Annotated in this window: 14 protein-coding genes; 9 read left to right on the plus strand and 5 right to left on the minus strand. The window is 58.4% G+C overall.

Going from position 1 to position 16,282, the window contains the following annotated elements:
• Positions 1-22: 22 nt before the first annotated feature.
• Positions 23-2,347 (plus strand): bifunctional diguanylate cyclase/phosphodiesterase, encoded by a 2,325-nt coding sequence (locus tag NI000_RS23435; protein ID WP_253413808.1) that lies wholly within the window; start codon positions 23-25, stop codon positions 2,345-2,347.
• A gap of 1 nt (position 2,348) precedes the next feature.
• Here the strand turns inward: NI000_RS23435 and NI000_RS23440 are convergent, their stop codons facing one another.
• Positions 2,349-3,314 carry a DNA-3-methyladenine glycosylase family protein gene (locus NI000_RS23440; protein ID WP_253413809.1) on the minus strand — a complete coding sequence of 322 codons (966 nt, stop codon included), beginning with the start codon at positions 3,312-3,314 and terminating at the stop codon, positions 2,349-2,351.
• A 158-nt stretch (positions 3,315-3,472) separates the two neighbouring features.
• Between NI000_RS23440 and NI000_RS23445 the strand changes: the two genes are divergently transcribed.
• Positions 3,473-4,114 (plus strand): bifunctional transcriptional activator/DNA repair enzyme AdaA, encoded by a 642-nt coding sequence (locus NI000_RS23445; RefSeq protein ID WP_253413810.1) that lies wholly within the window; start codon positions 3,473-3,475, stop codon positions 4,112-4,114.
• A complete protein-coding gene (locus NI000_RS23450) occupies positions 4,108-4,716 on the plus strand; it encodes a methylated-DNA--[protein]-cysteine S-methyltransferase (protein ID WP_253413811.1) in 609 nt (202 codons plus the stop codon). The genes NI000_RS23445 and NI000_RS23450 overlap by 7 nt, the downstream gene beginning before the upstream one ends.
• A 58-nt stretch (positions 4,717-4,774) precedes the next feature.
• On the opposite strand, the gene NI000_RS23455 is transcribed toward NI000_RS23450, so the two are convergent.
• Positions 4,775-6,064, minus strand: coding sequence for an MFS transporter (locus tag NI000_RS23455; protein WP_253413812.1), 1,290 nt, complete (start codon positions 6,062-6,064; stop codon positions 4,775-4,777).
• A 168-nt stretch (positions 6,065-6,232) separates the two neighbouring features.
• On the minus strand, positions 6,233-7,312 hold the full coding sequence (rsgA, locus tag NI000_RS23460) for a ribosome small subunit-dependent GTPase A (RefSeq protein ID WP_253413813.1): 1,080 nt from the start codon (positions 7,310-7,312) through the stop codon (positions 6,233-6,235).
• A gap of 208 nt (positions 7,313-7,520) precedes the next feature.
• Between rsgA and NI000_RS23465 the strand changes: the two genes are divergently transcribed.
• The 4 genes from NI000_RS23465 (at position 7,521) to NI000_RS23480 (ending at position 10,961) form a co-directional block, all read left to right on the plus strand.
• Positions 7,521-8,657: a stalk domain-containing protein gene (locus NI000_RS23465; RefSeq protein ID WP_253413814.1), complete on the plus strand. Its 1,137-nt coding sequence runs from the start codon at positions 7,521-7,523 to the stop codon at positions 8,655-8,657.
• 173 nt (positions 8,658-8,830) lie between these two features.
• The gene (locus NI000_RS23470) at positions 8,831-9,772 is read left to right on the plus strand and encodes a helix-turn-helix transcriptional regulator (RefSeq protein ID WP_253413815.1); all 942 of its coding nucleotides are present in this window, start codon (positions 8,831-8,833) and stop codon (positions 9,770-9,772) included.
• A gap of 72 nt (positions 9,773-9,844) precedes the next feature.
• Entirely contained in the window at positions 9,845-10,345 is a 501-nt protein-coding gene (locus NI000_RS23475; RefSeq protein WP_253413816.1) for a DinB family protein, read from the plus strand.
• 517 nt (positions 10,346-10,862) lie between these two features.
• Entirely contained in the window at positions 10,863-10,961 is a 99-nt protein-coding gene (locus tag NI000_RS23480; RefSeq protein ID WP_253413817.1) for a YjcZ family sporulation protein, read from the plus strand.
• A 116-nt stretch (positions 10,962-11,077) separates the two neighbouring features.
• On the opposite strand, the gene NI000_RS23485 is transcribed toward NI000_RS23480, so the two are convergent.
• A complete protein-coding gene (locus NI000_RS23485; protein ID WP_253413818.1) occupies positions 11,078-11,950 on the minus strand; it encodes a LysR family transcriptional regulator in 873 nt (290 codons plus the stop codon).
• Between the two features lie 130 nt (positions 11,951-12,080).
• On the opposite strand from NI000_RS23485, the gene dapA reads away from it, so the two are divergent.
• The gene (dapA, locus tag NI000_RS23490) at positions 12,081-12,971 is read left to right on the plus strand and encodes a 4-hydroxy-tetrahydrodipicolinate synthase (RefSeq protein ID WP_253413819.1); all 891 of its coding nucleotides are present in this window, start codon (positions 12,081-12,083) and stop codon (positions 12,969-12,971) included.
• Between the two features lie 365 nt (positions 12,972-13,336).
• On the opposite strand, the gene pdxR is transcribed toward dapA, so the two are convergent.
• Entirely contained in the window at positions 13,337-14,776 is a 1,440-nt protein-coding gene (pdxR, locus tag NI000_RS23495) for a MocR-like pyridoxine biosynthesis transcription factor PdxR (protein ID WP_375540996.1), read from the minus strand.
• Between the two features lie 136 nt (positions 14,777-14,912).
• Here pdxR and NI000_RS23500 point away from each other — a divergent pair, with 136 nt between their 5' ends.
• Positions 14,913-16,208, plus strand: coding sequence for an MFS transporter (locus NI000_RS23500; RefSeq protein ID WP_253413820.1), 1,296 nt, complete (start codon positions 14,913-14,915; stop codon positions 16,206-16,208).
• Positions 16,209-16,282: the final 74 nt, after the last annotated feature.

The raw sequence follows: 16,282 nt of genomic DNA on the forward strand, positions 1-16,282 counted from the left end.
TACGACAAAGGTGGAAGGTACTATGAAATCCGCCAACCGGGGCAAGCTGCCCGTTTTGGACTCCTTGACGATGTTTTTTATCATATCGAATTTAATGCTCATTTTTTTGGCCGATCTGTCCGTGGATAAGGTGTCAGGCTTGCTCGACGCTCTGGGCTACGGAACGCCGGACGTGCCGCTGCTGCTGAGGTGGGGGCTGTTTCTGCTGAATTCGGTCGTATTCTACTTCATTCTCCGCCGCTACAACGCCCGGCTGCTGCGGGAGGCGAACCGGCGGAGACGCTCGGAGAAGCATCTGCGGCTGTATGCGCGGGTGTTCCAAGCGGCACAGGAGGGCATTGTGATCACGGATGCCAAGAATCGGATCATGGATGTAAACCAAGCCTTCACCCGCATGACCGGGTACAAAGCAAGCGAGATCATCAAAGCAACGCCGCGAATCCTCCAATCGGGCAAGCAGGACAAGACGTTCTACGACGACATGTGGGCCTCGATCCGTCAGCAAGGAAGCTGGCAGGGCGAAATTTGGAACCGCCGGAAAGACGGCGGCGTGTTCCCCGAATGGCTCATCATTAACGCCGTCAAGGACGAGACGGGCAGGATCGCCAACTACGTAGGCATTTTCTCGGATATATCCGAGCGCAAAAAAGCCGAGCAAACGCTGCGGATGCATGCCAGCGTGTTCGAATCGTCTCACGAAGGAATCATGATTACCAATATGGAAGGCACGATCTTGGCGGTCAATCCCGCATTCACTGCGGTGACCGGCTATACGGCCAAAGATTCGATCGGCAACAAGCCGAGCATGCTGCAATCGGGGCGTCAGGATCGGGCGTTTTACATGAGGATGTGGGCCTCCATCCGGGAGACCGGCGGGTGGCAAGGCGAAATTTGGAACAAGCGCAAAACGGGCGAAATTTACCCGGAATGGCTGACGATCAAAGCGGTCAAAGACGACGAGGGGAATATCCGCACCTATGTCGGCATTTTTTCGGACATTACGGAACGTATTCAGGCGGAGGAGAACCTCCGTTATTTGGCCCATTACGACATGCTGACAGGGCTGCCAAACCGCCGTCATTTCCAGAACAAGCTGAACGCGGCGCTGCTGGATGCGAAGCAAAGCGGCACGATGGTCGGGCTGCTCTTCATCGACCTCGACCGGTTCAAGATCATTAACGATTCACTCGGTCATGAAATCGGAGACCGGCTGCTTGTGCAAGCGGGAAACCGGCTGTGCCGCTGCACCCGGGAGCCGCAGATCGTATCCCGGCTTGGAGGCGACGAATTCACGGTGATTTTGCCCGGGCTGCTGGACCCGAAGGAGGTGACCGACGTCGCGGATACCGTGCTGAAGGAGCTGGCGCGGAAGTTCCATGTGGAGCCGCACGACTTGTACATCACCGGCAGCATCGGCATCAGCTTGTACCCAAGAGACGGAAGCGACTTGGAAACGCTTGTAAAGCATGCCGACTCCGCCATGTACGCGGCCAAGGAACAGCGCAACGGCTACCGCTTGTTCGCTCCCCATTGGACCGAGACGCTGCCCCGGCGGCTGGTGCTGGAGAACGGACTGCGCGCCACCGCGCTGAACGGCGAGCTGGAAGTGTTCTACCAGCCGCAGATGGACTGCCGCTCGGGCCGCCTCGTCGGGCTGGAGGCGTTGACGCGATGGAACCATCCGGTGCTGGGCCTGATCAGCCCGCAGGAGTTTATCCCGGTGGCCGAAGAAATCGGCATGATTGCGGATATGGACGAATGGGTGCTGGAGAATGTATGCCTGCAGCACGTCCGGTGGGAAGAGGCGCTGGGCTATCCGGTCAAGGTGGCCGTCAATTTGTCCGCGCGGCAGCTGCACCGGCCTCATTTGCCTGAACGCATCCGACAGATCCTGCAGCGGCACGAGGTCGATCCTTCCCAATTGGAGATTGAAATTACGGAAAGCGTCGGCTTGACGAAGGCTGAGGCGACGATCCGGCTGCTGAAGGAGCTGCGCCGGATTGGCGTCGGGACAGCCATCGATGATTTCGGCACCGGTCATTCCGCGCTCGCTTACCTGAAAAAGTTTGATTTCAGCGTGCTCAAAATCGACAAGACGTTCATCCGCGGGCTGGACCATGATCCGGTCAACCGTGCTCTGGTCCAAGCGATCGTCGGCATGGCCCATGCGCTCGGACTCAAGACGGTCGCCGAAGGCGTGGAGACAGAGGCGGAGCTGGCGCGGCTGAAGCAGATCGGCTGCGATACCGTGCAGGGCTATTTGCTCAGCCAGCCTTTGCCCGCCTGCGAGATGGAAGAGTTCATGACCTCGATCCGGCACAGGGACAAGGACGCTGCGGAAGCTTAACTCAGTACAGCACCCTCCACAAATAAAAGGTCGCATACGCTTCAAATCCGCTCCACCCGGCCGCAAGCCGCTGCAGCTCAGCCGGCGTCGGCTTGCTGTCCATGCCGAACAAATGCTTGACCGCGTTCTGCAGCCCGACGTCGCCGGCGGGAAAGGCCGACGGCAGCCGGAGACAGCGCATCATTACGTAATGGGCCGTCCATGGCCCGATACCGCGGATGGCAGTCAGCTCACGTTCGACCGCTTGCGCATCGGCCAAGCTGAGCAGATGCTCCTTAGTCAACCGGCCATCCGCCATGCGCGCCGCCGTTTCGAGCACGTACTCGGCCTTTTTGGACGTGAGCTGCAGCGGCGTGAGGTCGGCCACCGATAGTCCGGCAATTGCTTCGGGCGTCGGAAACGTCCAATAGGTCCGGCCGTCCCAAGCCATGGAAGCGCCGTACGACTCGACGAACCGCCGCTTGAGCGTATAGGCGAACGTCAGATTGATCTGCTGCCCGAGAATGGCCCAGCACAGCGCCTCGAACAAATCCGGAATGCCGATGCACCGGAGCCCGTAAAACCGGTGCGTCAACGGCCCTAGCAGCAAGTCGCTCTCAGCCAGCCGGTAGAACGCGTCGAGATCCGTCCCCAAGTCGAACCATTCCCACACATAGCGGGCCGCCGCCAGACGAGCCTGCGGATCTCCATGCACCGCTTCGTCAAGAAACCGCAGACGCACAGTACGATCCTCCGGACCGCCGAAGATTTCGACGAGCACCCGCTCATTCCCCGCTTCGATCCATTTGTACACGCGGTCTTGATCTTGATCGACGTAAAACAGGCATTCGTTCTCCGATCTCGCCATGTAGGCGAGAGCCGCGGAAAACCGGAAAGACCCCCGCGGAATAAGCTCCCCTTCGAGTCCGCCGTCCTTCCATCCTTCTTGAAATGCAAGCTCGGCCCCAAGCTGTGCTTCGTTCATCATCCATTCTCTCCTTTATCCAACCAACGTGCGCTATTTTTCTTCATGTTACCTTTTTACCATACTCCGGTCTTCTCCGCTTTTGAAATCTTGCGCTCTCACTCGTCCCCCCTTACATCGCAGGACCTGCCGGGGTATACTGAGCTCGTGAGGTGATCGCTATGACTGACCTTTATAAACAGCCGGCGGACCGCGAACGAGCGGAGCCGGCGTTAACCGACGATATCTGGAACGCCATCATTTCCAACGATGCCGGGCTCGATGGCCGATTGATTTACGCCGTGAAGACCACGGGAATCTTTTGCCGGCCCTCCTGCAAATCGAAGCCCCCGAAGAGGGAGCACGTGCGGATATTCCGCGGCGCGGCCGACGCCGCCGATCAAGGCTTCCGCCCCTGCAAGCGATGCCGTCCCGACGGCAAGGGGATGCCGGACGAAGAATGGATCCGGCATACCGCCAAGTGGATCGAGGCGCATTATGCGGAGCCGCTGACCCTCGCCGTGCTGGCGGAAGCGCAGCATGCCAGCCCTTACCATCTGCACCGCACATTCAAGCGGCTGACCGGGATCACGCCTGCGGAGTATATCGCGGCTACCCGCGTGGAGGCGGCCAAGCGGCGGCTGAAGGAAACCGGCGAGACGGTGACCGAAGTGGCGCTTCGCACGGGCTTTCCGAACGCCGCTTATTTCTCGACCGTATTTCATAAAAGAACCGGGCTCTCGCCGACCGCCTACCGGCAGGCGCAGGAAGCCTCGGGCTCCTATCCGTCGAAGAAGAGAACAGAGGAGGGACGTTCATGTTAGATACAGCCGCCGTTTCCAACGCGCGGAACGCTTCGCCGACTTCGCGCGGTTCTGTGGAGGACACGCAGACGCAGTACGTTTATTGGACCACCTATCGGGACGGGGATTGGATGCTGAAAATCGCGGCGACAGATCAGGGACTTTGCCGCGTTCGCTTCCCGAACGAGAAGCCCGGGGCGCTGGCTGCTTGGGCGAGGATTCACTGGCCCGGTGCAGCGCTTGTGGAAAGCGCGGAGGCGCTGCGCCCTTATATGGAGCCGCTCGCCGCTTATTTCCGGGGGGACTGCACCCCGTTCGACCTGCCGCTCGACGTGCGGGGTACCCCCTTTCAGCTCGAGGTCTGGGAAGCGCTCCGGCTCATTCCGTATGGAAGCACCTGGACGTATGCGGAGCTGGCCGCGGTGTTGGGAAGGCCGCTGGCCGCCCGGCCCGTCGGTGCCGCCGTCGGCGCCAATCCACTGCCGATCGTGCTGCCCTGCCACCGGGTGATCGGCAAGGACGGTTCCTTGACCGGCTACCTCGGCGGCCTGGAGGCCAAAAAGCGGCTGCTGCGCCTGGAGGGCTTCCCGCTCCGGGAGGAGCGCGGCTTGCGCAAAAATTAAAGCCCAAAAAGCCGGCTCCTGCCTATCCGCAAGAGCCGGCTTTTCCGTTCATTTCCAATCAAAATGATGCTTCTGCCCGATCCTTCTTCGCCGATCTGGCTTCGCGAACGGCAAAGACGGCGACGAGCACAAACGACAGCACCCCGTACAGCAGCACCATGAGCTGCAACCCGATCAAATCCAGCAGCAGCCCCGTGCTCAGCAGAACGACCTGGAACACGACGCGGTCGAGCATGCTGCGGAACGAGAAGAAGCGGCCGTGGTACGCTTTCGGAATTTGCTTCTGGAACAAGGTCGCCGACGCCGGGAAAAATCCGCCCGCCGCCAAGCCGAACAGCCCGAACGAAAGCAATGCGCACAGCTTCGAATCGGCAAAAAACAGCAGGCACTGCGCCGCCGCCACAATCGCCGCAAACAGGAACAGGCGGTTCATCAAGCCGCCGCGGTCGGCCATCCACTTGACCAGAAAACCGGCCAGAATGAAGCTGACCCCTTCCACGGCATAGAGCAGCCCTTTCACCTGCGCATCGTGCTGCAGCTCGCTGATGTTGATAACCATCAGGTTGAAGCCGCCGATGAACAACGTCGGCACCAGCGTCAGCCAGAGCACCGTCAGCACGGTCGGCTCCGAACGCAGCAGCGGCAGAAGCGCCTTGAAGCCGCTTTGCTCCGCCGGCGGCGCCTGCCCTGCCGGATCGCTGCCGCGCTGGCCCTTTTCGGCCTGCTCCGGCTCTCCACGAGATACAGCCGCCGCCCCTTCGTCAGCCTCTTTCGCCTGCCGCAGGCCGGGCTCGGGCACGTTCAGGAAGGCGGTAGACGCAAGCAGCGCCACATAAGCCACGAAGGAGGCGACATACAAGCCCTTCAGACTCATCACGGTCAGCATCAGCCCGGCCAAGGTCGTCCCCAGAATGCGCGCGATCGTACCCGCGTTCATATGTACGCCGTTTAAGGCAAGCAGCTCCCGCTCCTTCACGATCAGCGGAATGACGGACTGCAGTGCCGGGAAATAGAACGCGGCCGATATTTGCAGCGTCACGGCGAACAGCACCATCCACCAGATGGAATCGAAATACAGTGCAACAAACATAAAGCTGACGCTGACAAGGCGTCCGGCGCCCGAGATCAGCAGTACCTTTTTCTTCGAGGTCGTGTCGATGACTCGTCCGGCCAGCGGACCGAAGAGCACGCCGGCGAGCAGCCCGGCGAATAAAATAAGCGACTTCATGAAATCCGAAGGCACCTTCTGCTGCATAAACTCCAAGTTGGCAATAATCGACATCCACAAACCAAGCCCGGCGATAAATTCCCCTGCCAGGACAATCCACACGTTCCGGTTCGTCCACATATACGGTTCTCCCTTAATTTTGAAGCTGTCTCTGGATTGTATACCGAACCGGTCGAAAATGAAAGACTCGTCCGGCAAAATCAAGCGCAAAGCCCATTCTCTCCGGTTATCGAAGGGAATGGGCTTTGTATGGCTTTGTATGGCCTTGTATGACCTTGAACGGCATATTTAATCCAACGGACGCTTCGGATGCTTTTTCATCGATTGGTTGAGCTTCTTCCACCGGTCTTTCTCCGCCCGCTGCAAGCCCTTGTCTTCCTTGCGGGCTTGGAACGCCAGCTCCTTCTGCAGCTTCACGTAGTTATGGTACCGTCCCCGGTCGAGCGTGCCGTTCTCCAGCGCCTCCTTGACGGCGCAGCCGGGCTCCTCCTGGTGCGTACAGTTGCCGAACCGGCAGCCCGCGGCAAGCAGATCCACGTCGCGGAAGGCGGCGTCCAAGCCGGATTCCGCATCCCACAGCTGCAATTCCCGCATCCCAGGCGTATCGATCAGCAGCGCGCCCCCGGGCAGCAGCACAAGCTCGCGGTGGGTCGTCGTATGCCGACCGCGTCCGTCTCCCTCGCGGATCTCCCCGGTGTCCAAGATGGCCTCGCCGTAAAGCATATTGGCCAACGTGGATTTCCCGGCTCCCGAGGACCCGAGGAGCGCCACCGTCCGTCCCGGCTTCAAATACGCGGACAGCGCATCCAAGCCTTCGCCTCGTGCAGAACTGATCGCATGCACCGGGACGCCCGGCGCCACGGCTTCTACATCGGCTATTTTGCCCGGTACGTCCTCGCACAGATCCGCTTTACTGAGCAGCACGACAGGCGCCGCGCCGCTCTCGTAGGATAAGGTCAAGTAGCGTTCCAGCCGCCGCACGTTAAAATCCGCATTCAGCGCATGCACCAAAAACACCGTGTCGACATTGGACGCGACGATCTGCTCCTCGACGGCCGACCCGGCTGCTTTGCGCGAAAACTTGCTCTCCCTCGGGAGCACCGCGTGCACGATCGCGCGTCCGTCCTCCGCCCGCGCCTGCAGCGCCACCCAATCGCCGACGGCGGGATAATCGGCCCGGCCGGCCGCTTGATGCCGGAGCCGCCCCGATACTTCGGCCAGCAGCTCTCCGCCGGCCGTCACCACGCGGTAAACATGCTTATGCTCCAAAATGATGCGCCCGGGCTCGTGTCCGGCCTCACGGTAAGGGGCGAACGCCTCCTCCCGCCGGTCGTCCCAGCCCCAATCGCACAGATGGTATACGGTCAATTGTTTTCCTCCCATTCTTCATGCCGACAAAACGGCTGTACCATTTATTGTAATGAACCGGACCGACTGCATCAAAGTAAAAAAAGACTTCTAATCATCTTTTACCGAACTAGCCGTCACGGGAGTTTGTAACCAGATTGTAACTTTCTTGCCAGTCATTCGTCCTATAATCAAAGCATCAAATCATTACAACCTAGGAGGGACTTTTATGAAAACACCGTTCAAACTATTGACTCTCAGCATCGCAGGAGCTTGCCTATTGACCGCAGGCATCCCTGGTTCCCGGGTAAGTGCCGAGCCTTCCTCCGCGAGCGCTCCCGTTCAAGCCGTGCCGATCTCCGCTCCCGTTCAGCAAGGTGCCGTCAAAGTATCGGCCAAGGCCGTACAAGAGAAGACCGATCTGTACTCCGCGGATCTGAGCATCCCGGTCATCGAAGGGCTCAAAGATAAAAAATACCAAGACGAGCTGAACGATATTCTGGAGCGTGATGCGATGAAAGACTTGGAGCTGCTGAAGAAGCAAGCGGAAAATGACGCGGCCGAGGCCAAAAAATCGGGCTTTGAATTCAGACCGTACGAGGTCGCCGTCAAGTACGAAGTGAAAGCCGGGGGCGGTGCTGCCGATGCGGACATGTTCTCCATCGCAGTAACGACCTACGTGTATACAGGAGGAGCCCACGGTTTGCCGCGCACCGACACATACAACGTGCTGAATCAAGACGCCGCGAAGCGGATCGAGCTGAAAGACTTGTTCGGCGCGGACTACAAGCAGACGATCGACAAGCACATCAAGGATGAGATCGCCAAGCATCCCGACGATTATTTCAAAGACGGCTTCGAAGGCATCGCCGATACGCAGTCGTTCTATATTCATCAAGGCAGCGCCGTCATCGTCTTCGGGCCGTACGAGATCGCGCCTTACGCCGCAGGCATGCCGGAATTCGCCATCCCGCTGCCGAAGCAAGCGCAGGCACCGGGCACCGAAGCGGGCGGCCCGCCGCAGAAGCTTGTCGTGAACGGCACCGAGCTGTCCACCGTCGATGCAGCTGTCTACACTGATGCCAAAGGCTCCGTGACCGTGCCTTTGCGGAGCGTCGCCGAAGCTCTTGGCTACGAGCTGAAATGGAACGCCGAGCAGCAAGCCGTGGAGCTGCATAAAGGAGCCCAGTGGACGATCGTGCGGACGGGCAAGGATGAGTACGTGATCAACAAAATGGCTCCGATCTCCCTGGGCACCGCCCCGGCGATCAACAGTGGAGGCAAAATGTACGTGCCGCTGGCCTTTTTCTCGGACATCCTGAAAGCGGACGTGAAGTCCGAAGCCGGGACGATCACGATCCGTTAGTTCCGCCTATAGACCAAGAAAGAGCGCTTAACGGCGCTCTTTTGCTTTGCATAAAAAACAAACGTTAAAAAGCAACTTGTCGCTTTCTATAAAAAGGATTCGGCTGCCCGGATGGAGAATTAGGCATGAACACCAACCGACATTAAATCGGAAACAAAGGACGGCTGCATTTTATGAAACTCGACCGGCTGCTGGCCATCACCATGCTGCTGCTTAACCGCAAACGGGTAAGCGCCAAGGAATTGTCCGAGCGCTTCGAAGTGTCGCTGCGGACGGTGTACCGGGATATCGAAGCGATCAATCAAGCGGGGATTCCGATCGTTTCTTACGCCGGTCAGACCGGCGGCTACGAGATTACGGACCGCTACCGGCTGGACCGTCAGCTCCTGTCCTTCGACGAGCTCCAGTCGCTCATCGTCGCGCTGCGCGGCATGCAGACCACCTTGGACGACCGGCATTTCGGCAGTCTGCTGGACAAAGTCGGCGCGCTTCTGGCGAAATCCGAGCAAGGAAGCGTGACAGACGCATCCAAGCAGATCATTATCGATATGAATCCCTGGAGGAACGGTACCGCCGACAAAGAAAAGCTGGAAACGCTGAGGCAGGCGATCCGGGAAAACCGGCTCACCGCCTTTGAGTATACGAACGGGAAAGGGGAGCAGGCCGAGCGTCTGTGCGAACCGATGAGCGTGGTGCTAAAAGGCTACGTGTGGTACATGTACGGCTATTGCCGGCTGCGGGAAGATTTTCGGATATTCCGGCTGTCACGGATGCGGAATTTGCAAGCCGGAACGGAGACGTTCGAACCTCGCCAGCTGCCGACGGAAGCATTGGATACCCGCTGGATGCGGCGCGATTCTCCCCATTCCGTGAATCTCGTGCTGCAATTCAATCCGAAGGTCCGGGTTCCGGTGGTGGATTATTACAAGCCCGAGCAAATCGAGTATGGCCCGGACGGGACGCTCATCGTTCGCGCTTCCCATCCGGACGCGCCATGGACGTACGCCCATCTGCTGTCGTACGGTCCCCATGTGAAGGTGCTGGAGCCGGAAGCCGTCGCCCGGCGGGTGCGGGAGGAGGCACTAGCCATCGCGCGGCTCTACGAGCAACCCTGACATACAGTTGTCAGGGAATCTATGCTATTGTAAAGAAGTACGCTAAATTGCGAGCACAGGGAGGAATTCGAGATGTTTGTAAAAACAGCCGATTTTATAGCCGAATGGCAGCAAGAAGCAGCCGCTACCCAGAGAGTCATGGATACCTTGACCGACGAAGCCTTGGATCAGGCGGTTACTCCGGACCATCGGACGCTTGGACAGCTTGCCTGGCATCTGACGACGACCGTGCATGAGATGCTGTCTCGGACCGGCCTGGAATTCGCATCGGCCGGAGACGACCAGCATGCGCCGGCCTCGGCAGCCGTGATTGCCGAAGCTTACCGGAACGCCTCTCAAGCGGCGTTGAATGCCGTTCAAACCCAGTGGACCGACGCCAAGCTGGCGGAAACGACGGAAATGTACGGCGACACGTGGCCGAATGGCCTGACCTTGCGGATTTTAATCCAGCATCAGATCCATCACCGGGGCCAAATGACCGTCCTGATGCGCCAGGCCGGGCTCAGGGTTCCGGACATCTACGGCCCGACGCGGGAAGATTGGCTGGAAAGCGGCATGCAGCCGCATATCTGACCAGGCTAACGCCACGACGCCGAGCGTTTCATCCGACTGAAAACAGTCAGCCTGAGTCTAAGAAGCAAGACATGAATATGTGGCGTATGCAGTGAATACGTGATATTTATAGATAGTATCAGTAACTGATATTTACTCCGATTAAATCAGAGATTGTCTCAGTTGAAATTTGGGAACACTAAAAAGAGCCGCAGTGCGCCAACACTAAACGGCTCTTTGGATAAACGAAGCTGTGGTCTACCCCACGGCGCGCATAGTTTTCAATCTAAGCGAAAAACCACCGGTCAGGGCTGCAACCTTATTGACGGTGGTTTTTTCGCTTGCTTAGCTTCCGTTTGATCAACTTGAACAGCTTCCTACCGCTCAGCCATAAGCTGAGTATAGTTGCAATCCATTTGACTACATCCAGCACCCTATCCTTTTGCATCTCCGCTAACGCACATTTTCCCACTCACCCAATCAAGGGGCCTCTGACCATCATAAGGTATACTAGGTCAAACGGAAGGAGGATGGATGTATGAGCTGCGTAAAAGGGGTTGGCGGTTTTACTTCTACGGGCGTAATCCTCGTATTGTTTATTTTGTTGGTAATCGTATCTTGTGCCGTCTGGTTCTAATTCGAGGCACAAGGCCCGGGCGGCGGCCTGGGCTTTTTTTCTTACATCACGGGCATACGGGAAGGGGGCTCGCTGCGAACCCCCTCTTTTGGCATTCCTCCAGCAACCTCAATTTCTCATGGCTTCAGCAGACGAATGAACGCCAGCAGCGGTTGCGACATCCATTTCTTGGGATGGACAAACAGCTGCAGATCGAACCGGATATCGGGGTGGACAAAAGGCAGCACCTTCAGGCGTCCGCGCCGTACCTCCTCTTCCACAACGATCTGCGGAAGAAGAGCCACGCCGAGTCCATTCATCACGCACTGCTTGATCGCCTCCGGGTTACCCAGCTCAAAACGGATAAGAAACGAGACGTTGTGCGCCCTTAACACGTTCTCGAACATGCCCCGGTAATTGCAGCTCTCCTCCGACATGATTAGCTCGACTCCGTTCAGATGATCCACGCTTACACCGCCGGATAACTGCGTGAGCGGATGGCCGGGCGGCGCGGTCAGCACCAGGGGCTCTTCCCGGATCGTCTCGCAGCGAAGAGCCGGGTCGACCGGCTTGCCGTCGAGCAGCAGGCCGATGTCGAATTCCCCCTCCTTCACTTTGCTGACGATCAGCGACTCGCGTTCCGCTTGGATATGAATGTTCAATTCGGGAAACCGTTCTCTTAACTGCTGCAAATAAGGGGGAAGATAGTAGGCCGCCAGCGAATCGATCGTGCCGATCGTCAACGTCCCGCCGACCTGATTTCCGACGATTTCTTTGGACTGCGCATACAAATCCAGCATCTGCACAGCGAGCTTCAGCAGCACTTCGCCGGGCGGCGTAAGCCGAAGCAGCCTGCCGTGACGCTCAAACAAGGAAACGCCGTATTCCCGCTCCAGCTTCTGAATTTGCATCGTCACGCTGGATTGCGCATAGCCAAGCTCCTCGGCGGCCCGGGTAAAGCTTTGACGTTTAGCCACCTCGCGAAACGTCTGGAAATATGTCAGATCCATGTGATGTTCGCCCCTATTATCAATATTATTGATGATGACTATCACTTATTATAGCTAACTCCGATGATTGAAACCATGGTAAAGTAGAGCCAAACAAAAATTATTCGAAACCCATGGAGGAATGTAAAAAATGCTAACCCAAGAGCAGCTAACTGGTGTTTACGTCCCTATCGTCACCCCGTTCGACAGTAACGGCGCCGTAGATCTAACTTCATTCGAGCGGCATGTTCGCTGGCTTGCGGACCGCGGCATCCATGGCCTGGTCGTCAACGGAACGACAGGAGAATCGCCGACGGTAGCATGGGAAGAAGTCGAGGCGTTGGTAAAGACTGCCAAGAACGCGGTAGGCGGGAAACTGCCGGTAATCGTCGGCACCGGAACGAACGACACCGCTTCGACCGTGAAGCGTACGGAGCTTGCGGGACGGCTTGGCGCGGATGCCGTACTTGTCGTTGTCCCTTACTATAACCGCCCGTCGCAGGAAGGCATTGCCGCCCATTTCCGCAAAGCGGCGGAAGTCGGCATCCCCGTCATCGCCTACGATAACCCGTCGCGTACCGGGGTAGGGCTTACGGCGCAGACGGCCGGAGCCATCCTGGAACTGGACGGGGTGATCGGTTTGAAGGACAGCTCCGGCGGCATTCAGCTGCTTACGGAATTGTCCCGCTTGAATAGCAAACCGGTATTGTGCGGCGACGACTCTTACGCTTACGCGATGCTTTGCTGCGGGGCCAAGGGCGGTATCCTCACCGCCTCCAACGTAGTGCCGGAAGCTTTAGTAGAAATGCACCGGCAGTTCGCCGAAGGAGACTCGAACGAAGCCAAGCAAACGTTCGAAGGACTGCTTCCGCTCATCCGGCTTCTCTTCAAGGAATCGAATCCGGCGCCGGTCAAGTGGATTCTGGCTCATCAGGGCATTATCGCCTCGGAGGCTCTCCGCCTGCCGATGACGAGCATCAGCGCGACGCTTCGGCAGGAGCTCGAAGCGTATTGGAGCCGAGCCGGTGTGCCGGTAAAGTAAACCGACGGTCCGAACAAAACCAATCGTCAGACGCACGAAAAAGCCCTCCGCTGCAAGCGGAGGGCTTTTTCGGACCCAACCTAATGTTTCATACGGGAAAACAAATCGATAAACGCCCCGCCAACGAGCCAGTAGCTAACGATGCAGCTTAGCACGATGAGGATAACGTTTTTCAAAAACTTCATTTCTTCAACTCCAATATCATTTAGGTTCGCCAACGATAGAAGCGCCAAGCTTCACCCGCTTCCGGCGTACGGTGCCTAAGCGCGGCTCCAGGTGTCATTGGACAAAAGGACCGTCATCTATTAGACGATTGAACCTGGGAATAAGTTTCAAGCAAATGTTCCCTCAGCCGGACCCCCGGATCACAGGTGGCGCAAAACGGCGGCTAGACGACGGATGCCTTCCTCGATCCGGCTTTCCGGTTCCCGGGCGTACGACAGCCTTAACGAGCTGCCCTCCGCGCCGTATACGCTGCCGGGCATGACCGCGACGCGGTGCGCCTCCATCTCCCGGACCAGCTCGCCGTCTGGGATTTTCCGGTTCAGCTTGCACCACAGGTAATAGCCGCCCTGCGGCACGAGCCATTCGGCCCGATTCCCGAGATGCTCCTGCAGCGCGGTCAGCATCCGATTGCGGCGGCGCGTCAGCGCCTGACGCAGGTCCGCGAGGTGACCCTGCCATACGCCCGACGTCAAGTACAGCTTCGTCACCTCTTGAAGGATCGTACTGTAGCCATAATCCATTTCCTGCTTCGCTTCGGCCAGCCGGCTCGCGACACCTGCCGGAGCAACGATCCAACCAGCGCGGAATCCGGGCGCGGCCATCTTGGACAGCGTACCTATATACAGCACATGGCCGCTGCCGGATGACAGCGCCTTAAGGGATAGAGGCGGCGGCGCAGCTCCTTCCAACGCTAACAAGCTGTAGGGGTCGTCTTCGACGATGGGGATGCGGCGTTCCTCGCACAGCTCCAGCAGCCGCCGGCGGCGGGAAAGCGAGAGCGTCGTTCCGGTCGGGTTCTGATAGGTCGGATTGACGAAGATCATCCGGATTTTATGCTTGTTATACAACTGAGCCACTTCCTCAGGAATGAGACCCTGCTCGTCCATCGGCATTTGAAACAAACGCAAGCCTGCCGAGACGAAGAGCGAGCGGGAGTAAGCGTATGACGGTCCTTCCAGCCCGACCGCGTCGCCCGGGTTCAGCAGACAGTGCGTCACGAGATGCAAAGCCTGTTGGGCACCGGATGTCAGCAAGATTTCGTCCGGAGCGGCATTCACCCGGTACTGCTCCTTCAGATGCACGGAAATCGCCTCCCGCGTCTCGGCTTCTCCTTTCGGATTGGCATAATCAAGCGGCATCGACAGCGTTAACTTCCGAAGCAATGCGCTGAGCTGCTCCGACGGCAGCAGGTCGGCCGACAGCTCTCCTCTGGAGAAAACGACCGTATCGGGAGCTGCTGCGATCTCCCGGATCCGCCGGACAATCGCCAGCGTCGGCACAAACGAGCCTCCGCTGACATATGAGTGCCAATTCAAGCCGCGCTTCGGTGTATCGCCCCATAACGTTTCGCTTACACGCGTGCCGCTCCCTTGCGTGGACTGCACGAAGCCTGATGCGCGCAAATCGGAGTAAGCCGCCGTGACGGTGCTGCGGTTAATGCCGAGCCGCACGGACAGCTCCCGTTCCGTCGGCAGCGCCGAGCCCGGCAGCAGCTGACCGGAAACGATCTGCTGCTCGAAATAACGGGCGATTTGCCGGTACCTCGGTTCCCGGCTATCCGTATCCAACCTCCAGTTCACACGCATCCCCTCCAGGTTACCCCAGTATACGCCAAATTGGCTGGCAATGGTACCCTCCAATTGGATGCATACAATCTCCGCAGGCTCTTTTATGCTCTCATTAGAACAAAATCGTCAGGTCAGGGAGGGCTTCCGCATGTGGTTTGGAGAGAAAAAATACGCCTGGGGGCTTCTCGCGGTCCTCTGGGTTTTCGGTTGTATTGCAGCGTTATCCCGATTCGTCATGGCATACTACCAAGCGGCCATTACCGAGGATTTCGCCGTGGGGCGCAGCTTCATTTCGCTGTCCTGGTCACTGAACCTGCTGATCGCTGCGCTGTGTATGCCGCTCGGCGGGTGGCTGGTCGATCGATACGGTGTCAAAAAGGTGATGGTGCTCAGCACGCTGCTCGGTGCAACGGGCTCCAGCGTGGTCTTTTTCGTACATCATCCCGTCGCCTTCTTTATCGGCTACGGCATCATTACCGGTCTTGTCGGGATCGGTTCGACCACAGTGTTCACGCTCGTGCTCCATTGGTTCAAACGCCACCGGGCGAAAGCCATGACGATCATTAACAGCGCTTCGCCGCTGGGCCTCGCTATCGTCAGCCCGATCTTCATCAGCTACGAAGGACAGCTTACGTGGGAATACGCCTTCCTTATCACCGCCGCACTCGGCATCGGACTCGTTCTCCCCAGTACACTGTTGTTCATCCGCGACGGGAGGAATTCCGGGAAAGGGACGGACTCCGGAGCGCCGGCTCAGGCCGCAGAAGCTTCTGGTCAGCCGGAAGAAACGGGCCAAGCAGCCGCCCCCTCCCGGTCCGGGCTACCGCTGCGCAGGCTGAGGGAGAAATTCGCGCCTTACTTCGGCTCCCCGGTTATCCCGGTCGTCATGTTCGCTTTATTCGCCTGCGGGTTCAACATGGGCACCGTCGAAATGAACATGGTAGCCATTCATCAGCATGCGCACGTTCCCGGCGCAATGATCGCATCGGCACTCAGTCTCCTCGGGGTCATGGAGGTGGCCGGCTCGTTCGTTTTCGGCTATTTATTGGACCGTATTTCGCGGGCGCTCGCCCTGGCCGTATTATACGGCTTCCGGGTCCTCGGGTTCATGCTGCTCTGGTTTCATCTGGATTTGTCTCCGGTTCTGTTCTCCGTCTTGTTCGGCGCAACCTACATCGGCGCTATTCCGGGAGGACTGCTGCTTGCCGGGGAGACGCTCAAAGGAACGTCGACGCAGACCGGCTTTCTTCTGCTGTTCCATCAAGCGGGCGGCATTATCGGGGCGTTGCTCGCCGGATTTTTGTTCGACAGCTTCGGCAACTATCAGTCGCTGATCGGGTTGAACATCACGATTGCCGCACTCGTGGCCGCCGGCTACGCCTGGCTGCATCTTCGCAGCCGGAGCAAGCGCGAAGCCAGCCGGCCTTCTGCCGCACAGGCCTGAACGGAGGCTTCAGTCCCGCTGCTGTTCCAAACCGAACCCCGGCTTCATACAAATCGCCGCCAGCGCTTCTGTAC

The organism is Paenibacillus tyrphae (assembly GCF_024158745.1).
Lineage (GTDB): Bacteria > Bacillota > Bacilli > Paenibacillales > NBRC-103111 > Paenibacillus_G > Paenibacillus_G tyrfis_A.

What these genes read in the sequence shown, in the direction of transcription:
- NI000_RS23435 (WP_253413808.1), top strand. Translation starts at nt 23, where the DNA reads ATGAAATCCGCCAACCGGGGCAAGCTGCCCGTTTTGGACTCCTTGACG.
- NI000_RS23440 (WP_253413809.1), bottom strand. Translation starts at nt 3,314, where the DNA reads ATGATGAACGAAGCACAGCTTGGGGCCGAGCTTGCATTTCAAGAAGGA.
- NI000_RS23445 (WP_253413810.1), top strand. Translation starts at nt 3,473, where the DNA reads ATGACTGACCTTTATAAACAGCCGGCGGACCGCGAACGAGCGGAGCCG.
- NI000_RS23450 (WP_253413811.1), top strand. Translation starts at nt 4,108, where the DNA reads ATGTTAGATACAGCCGCCGTTTCCAACGCGCGGAACGCTTCGCCGACT.
- NI000_RS23455 (WP_253413812.1), bottom strand. Translation starts at nt 6,064, where the DNA reads ATGTGGACGAACCGGAACGTGTGGATTGTCCTGGCAGGGGAATTTATC.
- NI000_RS23465 (WP_253413814.1), top strand. Translation starts at nt 7,521, where the DNA reads ATGAAAACACCGTTCAAACTATTGACTCTCAGCATCGCAGGAGCTTGC.
- NI000_RS23470 (WP_253413815.1), top strand. Translation starts at nt 8,831, where the DNA reads ATGAAACTCGACCGGCTGCTGGCCATCACCATGCTGCTGCTTAACCGC.
- NI000_RS23475 (WP_253413816.1), top strand. Translation starts at nt 9,845, where the DNA reads ATGTTTGTAAAAACAGCCGATTTTATAGCCGAATGGCAGCAAGAAGCA.
- NI000_RS23480 (WP_253413817.1), top strand. Translation starts at nt 10,863, where the DNA reads ATGAGCTGCGTAAAAGGGGTTGGCGGTTTTACTTCTACGGGCGTAATC.
- NI000_RS23485 (WP_253413818.1), bottom strand. Translation starts at nt 11,950, where the DNA reads ATGGATCTGACATATTTCCAGACGTTTCGCGAGGTGGCTAAACGTCAA.
- dapA (WP_253413819.1), top strand. Translation starts at nt 12,081, where the DNA reads ATGCTAACCCAAGAGCAGCTAACTGGTGTTTACGTCCCTATCGTCACC.
- NI000_RS23500 (WP_253413820.1), top strand. Translation starts at nt 14,913, where the DNA reads ATGTGGTTTGGAGAGAAAAAATACGCCTGGGGGCTTCTCGCGGTCCTC.